The following is a 4,082-nucleotide window of genomic DNA, read 5'->3' on the forward strand; positions in this document are numbered from 1 at the left end:
CCGGCTGTGCAGCGCGCGGCGCAGTAGCCAACATGGCCTATCTCGTCGGTGAGGATCTCGCTGTAGAGCCGGTCGATGCGCGCGGCCACGTCCGGCTCGTCGGCGAACAGCTCGACGCCGACGCGGCGGAGCTCGTCGAACATGATGCAGCCCGCCATTTCCGATGCGCCCACGAATGCGAATCCCATTCGCTCGGGCAGGAATACCGCCAACTTTACGAACTGGCGCATGACGAACGGTGGCGCGACCACCTGGAAGGGCAGTCCAACAACGTCCAAAACGTATGCGAGCAGGCGGGTGTGATAGTGCTCTTCAAGCTCCATGTACACGCGTTCGGGAGGAACGTCGTCGCCGCTGTTATTTCCGTACGTCTCCCCGAGGCCGACCCCGAACCGCTCCGCCTGGTTCAGCTTGGCGGTGGCCAGCAAAAAGAGCGTGGGCCGGTCGACTCCGGGCTCGGGTCGGCGGCGGCGTAGGTTCCGCATGAACACCTGCCGGTCGATAGAACGGATCGAGCGCACAGGGTCGCTCTCCAGCGATTGGAAGAAGTCCTCTCGGCTGGCGAGGCGCCGGTTGAGAAGATCGGCATCGCCATCGCGCTTCTCTAGGTAGGTCCGGTAGCCGTCGATACCTGTGTTGTTCATCGTGTTTCCATCCCCTCAACGATCGTTGTCACGTAGCGGTCCAATAGCGCCGTTCGCGCGCGAGACGCCGCCCCGGCAGTTACGAGCAATGCGAACAAGCCGGTCATAAAGATGACCCCGAGCTGGGCCGGGTCGGCGTCCCGACGCACATGTCCCGCAGAGTGCGCTTCGGCGATTGCCTTGATGACGAACTCGGCTAGCGGGTGCTCACCCACTGCGTCTTCGGCTGGCCGCGTTGGGGAGAAGTACAGCGCCAACATGTCTCGAAATATCAAGGGGCCCAACCGGCGTTCTGCGGCGAGCACCTGACGCACGAGTCCCCCGAGCATCGAGGTCAGATCATGGCGTGGAGTCGTGCTGGTATTGAGCTTTGCCACGATTTTGGCTTCTTCGGCTCGCACCAGCTCGACCAGCACGTGCTCTTTGGTGGGGAAGTGGAAATAGAACGTGCCCCGCACCACCCCGGCCGCTTTCGAGATGGTGCTGACGTCAGCACCGGCGAGTCCGGACCGTCTGAATTCGGCGATCGCGGCGTCAAATACCCGCGCCCGTGTCTCGAGGCGCTGTGCCTCCCTACCACCTACATCCGACGAACCGCGTTCGGCGGTAGACGCTATCGACGGCATGCAGGCACCGTACGCAATCTCGTTGGCATCTGTCAATGACTGGTGTCAACGAAAGCGTTTCAGGGCCCGCCGCGCCAGTGTTCGATGCGGTGGTGATCGGGGGTGAAGCCGTGGCTGACGCCCCACAGCACGGCCTGGGTGCGGCTGGCGACGCCGAGCTTGCGGTAAATGGTGCGGATGTAGGACTTAACGGTGTTCGGGCTCAGGTAGGTCAGGCGCGCCACGTCGGCGTTGCTCTTGCCCTGGGTGATCAGTGCCAGGATCTCGGCTTCGCGGTCGCTGAGCCCTTCGCCGCGGCCCGGCCAATCCAACCCGGGCGCCCTGCGTGCCCGTGGCGGTGCGTCGCTGACCACGATCTCACCGGCGTGCACGGCTTCCAAGGCGGCAACCAGTTCACGTGCCGGCAGCGTCTTCGACAGATATCCATGGGCTCCGTGCTGGCGGGCGCTGGCGACGAGGTCGGGGTGAAAGTTCCAGGTGTACACCACAACTCGGCTCGCGCGAGGGTTGGCCACAAGGTGTCCGATCTCTTCGTGGTCGGACTCGGGTTGCGCAAACGAGTCATACAAGACGATGTCGACGGCGTCGTCGACGGGCATGGTGGAGTCCAGCTCGGCGATCACGACGCGGTCGCGGTACGGGTCGAGCATGTTCGCCACGCCCTTGACGACGACGTCGTAGTCGTCGACGAGCGCCACCGTGATCGGTGCGGGGGGACCCGAAGACGGCGGCATGCCGGGGAGATTACACCCCTAGGGGTGTATTGCCACCCCCCTTAGGGGTGGTCGACTGACGTCATGGGTCGGTTCAACCGAGCCGACCACTCCAGTCATCACTCGAAGGAAAGAACCATCATGATTGTTCTCGGCATCATCCTGCTGATCGTGGGATTCATCACCAAGCTGTCGATCCTGTGGACGATTGGCATCATCATTCTCGTTATCGGTGCGGTCCTTGCCATTGCGGGCGCCACCGGGCGGGGCGTCGGAGGACGACGCCACTACTTCTGAGGATTGCCCCGAGGCGCTTCGAGCGGGGGAGTGGCGAAGCCCGAATCCTCTGGCGGGAGATCAAACTGCTGCTGATCGCCTTCCTGTTGTTTGGCTTGTTGCTCTGCAGCCCAGCGAAGATTGTCGCCGGTGTTTTCTGCGTGATCAGGCGTGCTCATCCCAGGCTGTTACCCAACACACCGTTTCCCAAAACGGCGGCGGACGGGATCAGCCGTCCAGCATCGCGTCGATCAGTCTGTGCAGCACTTGTGTGGTCTCGCGGCGCGCGCGTTTTTGGTCGGGGGAGGTGGCGATGGCCATCGCCGCCTCATCGAGTGCGCCGATCAGCACGTGGGCCAGCGGTCGCACGGGTTGGCGGGCCAGCTGGCCCGCCTTGATCGCCTGTTTGAGCAATTGCTCGGTCATGCCCAGGCTGTATCGCTGAGCGACGTCGCGGAAGCCGGCCCAGCCCAGGACACTCGGCGCGTCCAACAGCACAAGTTGGCGCACCTCTGGATCGGCGGAAACCTCCAGCCATGCATCGACTGCGGCGCGGATGGCATCTGCCGCACTGGACGTCCCGGACGCAGCCACGTAGGCGGCCATTCGCGACATCACATCTTCTTCGACCGCTTCGACAACATCGAGGAAAAGCGCTGCCTTGTCAGCGTATTGGTGATACATCGCCCCTCGTGTGACGCCTGCGGCGGTAGCGATCTCCGGCGTGCCCACCTCGGCGTACCCGCGCTCGCCCCACAGTCGCCGCGCGGCGGTGATCAGCGCGTGCCGGGTGGCCGCGGAACGCTCTTCTTGGGTGCGTCTCTTGATTTCCATACAGTGTGTTGCTAACTTACAGGCAGAGTGTTTGTAAATGTAAGCGAAGCAGGGGCCATTCATGTCGACAATCGAGATTAACGCCGGAACTATCCATTACGAAGCATACGGCCCGGAGAACGGTAGGCCTGTCGTCTTCGTGCACGGCTACATGATGGGAGGCGAGCTCTGGCGCGAGGTGAGCCAACGGCTCGCCGCACGCGGACTGCGGTGCATCGCACCCACCTGGCCACTGGGCGCGCACGTCGAACCGCTGAAGCCAGGCGCTGACCAGACGATAACCGGCGTCGCCGGCATCGTCGCCGACGTTCTTGCCGCGCTTGACCTTAACGACGTCGTGCTGGTCGGAAACGACACCGGCGGAGTGGTGACTCAACTCGTTGCAGTGGGGTACCCGGAGCGGCTCGGGGCGCTTGTGTTGACGAGCTGCGACGCGTTCGAGCACTTCCCACCGCCGATCCTCAAACCGGTGATCGTCGCGGCGAAGTCGAAGGCGTCTTTCCGGGTCGCGATGCAAACCATGCGAGTGCCTGCAGCGCGCCGACGTGCCTACGCCGGGCTCGCGCACTCGGATATCGATGCCTTGACCCAGCAGTGGGTGCGTTCGGCACTATCGAATCCGGCTGTGGCGGAAGATCTTCGGCAGTTGACCTTGTCAATGCGTACGGAAGTTACTGTCGACGCCGCCGCCCGGCTGGCCGAGTTCGACAAGCCAGCGTTGATTGCCTGGTCCGCCGACGACGTGTTCTTCGAACAGGAAGACGGACGACGCCTGGCGGCGACGATTCCTCACGCGCGCCTCGAGCTGATCGCGGGGGCGCGGACGTTCTCGATGCTCGACCAGCCCGAGCGGCTCGCCGAGCTCCTATCGATGATCGCGGTACGCGCCTAAGAGCTGGAAATTCTTCTGTCGCCAGACACCACGAGGTGCAAACTTCCTACGAACGTCATCAAAGCAACGACACCAGCAACAGTGGAAACCGCTGGGT

At 63.4% G+C, this 4,082-nt stretch carries 7 protein-coding genes; 2 read left to right on the forward strand and 5 right to left on the reverse strand.

The window, feature by feature from the left end; translation table 11 throughout:
* The 3 genes from QOH60_RS11280 to QOH60_RS11290 all read right to left on the reverse strand — a co-directional run.
* On the reverse strand, nt 1-644 hold a 644-nt coding region (locus QOH60_RS11280; RefSeq protein WP_526420204.1), incomplete at its 3' end, for a hypothetical protein.
* Nucleotides 641-1,270, reverse strand: a complete 630-nt coding sequence (locus QOH60_RS11285; RefSeq protein WP_526420206.1) for a TetR/AcrR family transcriptional regulator — start codon at nt 1,268-1,270, stop codon at nt 641-643. The genes QOH60_RS11280 and QOH60_RS11285, both read right to left, overlap by 4 nt.
* A gap of 59 nt (nt 1,271-1,329) precedes the next feature.
* Nucleotides 1,330-2,004, reverse strand: coding sequence for a response regulator transcription factor (locus tag QOH60_RS11290; protein ID WP_526420208.1), 675 nt, complete (start codon nt 2,002-2,004; stop codon nt 1,330-1,332).
* A gap of 120 nt (nt 2,005-2,124) precedes the next feature.
* Between QOH60_RS11290 and QOH60_RS11295 the strand changes: the two genes are divergently transcribed.
* Nucleotides 2,125-2,280, forward strand: coding sequence for a DUF6131 family protein (locus QOH60_RS11295; RefSeq protein ID WP_526420216.1), 156 nt, complete (start codon nt 2,125-2,127; stop codon nt 2,278-2,280).
* On the opposite strand, the gene QOH60_RS11300 is transcribed toward QOH60_RS11295, so the two are convergent.
* A complete protein-coding gene (locus QOH60_RS11300) occupies nt 2,271-2,438 on the reverse strand; it encodes a hypothetical protein (RefSeq protein WP_526420210.1) in 168 nt (55 codons plus the stop codon). The genes QOH60_RS11295 and QOH60_RS11300 overlap by 10 nt on opposite strands.
* A 49-nt stretch (nt 2,439-2,487) precedes the next feature.
* The gene (locus QOH60_RS11305) at nt 2,488-3,093 is read right to left on the reverse strand and encodes a TetR/AcrR family transcriptional regulator (protein ID WP_526420212.1); all 606 of its coding nucleotides are present in this window, start codon (nt 3,091-3,093) and stop codon (nt 2,488-2,490) included.
* 61 nt (nt 3,094-3,154) lie between these two features.
* Here QOH60_RS11305 and QOH60_RS11310 point away from each other — a divergent pair, with 61 nt between their 5' ends.
* Nucleotides 3,155-3,985 carry an alpha/beta fold hydrolase gene (locus QOH60_RS11310; RefSeq protein WP_526420214.1) on the forward strand — a complete coding sequence of 277 codons (831 nt, stop codon included), beginning with the start codon at nt 3,155-3,157 and terminating at the stop codon, nt 3,983-3,985.
* Nucleotides 3,986-4,082 lie beyond the last annotated feature (97 nt).

It is taken from the genome of Mycobacterium sp., from assembly GCF_032159765.1.
Lineage (GTDB): Bacteria > Actinomycetota > Actinomycetes > Mycobacteriales > Mycobacteriaceae > Mycobacterium.

Bases quoted from the DNA above. Each gene is read 5' to 3' on its own strand.
- QOH60_RS11285 (WP_526420206.1), bottom strand. From the start codon at position 1,270: ATGCCGTCGATAGCGTCTACCGCCGAACGCGGTTCGTCGGATGTAGGT.
- QOH60_RS11290 (WP_526420208.1), bottom strand. From the start codon at position 2,004: ATGCCGCCGTCTTCGGGTCCCCCCGCACCGATCACGGTGGCGCTCGTC.
- QOH60_RS11295 (WP_526420216.1), top strand. From the start codon at position 2,125: ATGATTGTTCTCGGCATCATCCTGCTGATCGTGGGATTCATCACCAAG.
- QOH60_RS11300 (WP_526420210.1), bottom strand. From the start codon at position 2,438: ATGAGCACGCCTGATCACGCAGAAAACACCGGCGACAATCTTCGCTGG.
- QOH60_RS11305 (WP_526420212.1), bottom strand. From the start codon at position 3,093: ATGGAAATCAAGAGACGCACCCAAGAAGAGCGTTCCGCGGCCACCCGG.
- QOH60_RS11310 (WP_526420214.1), top strand. From the start codon at position 3,155: ATGTCGACAATCGAGATTAACGCCGGAACTATCCATTACGAAGCATAC.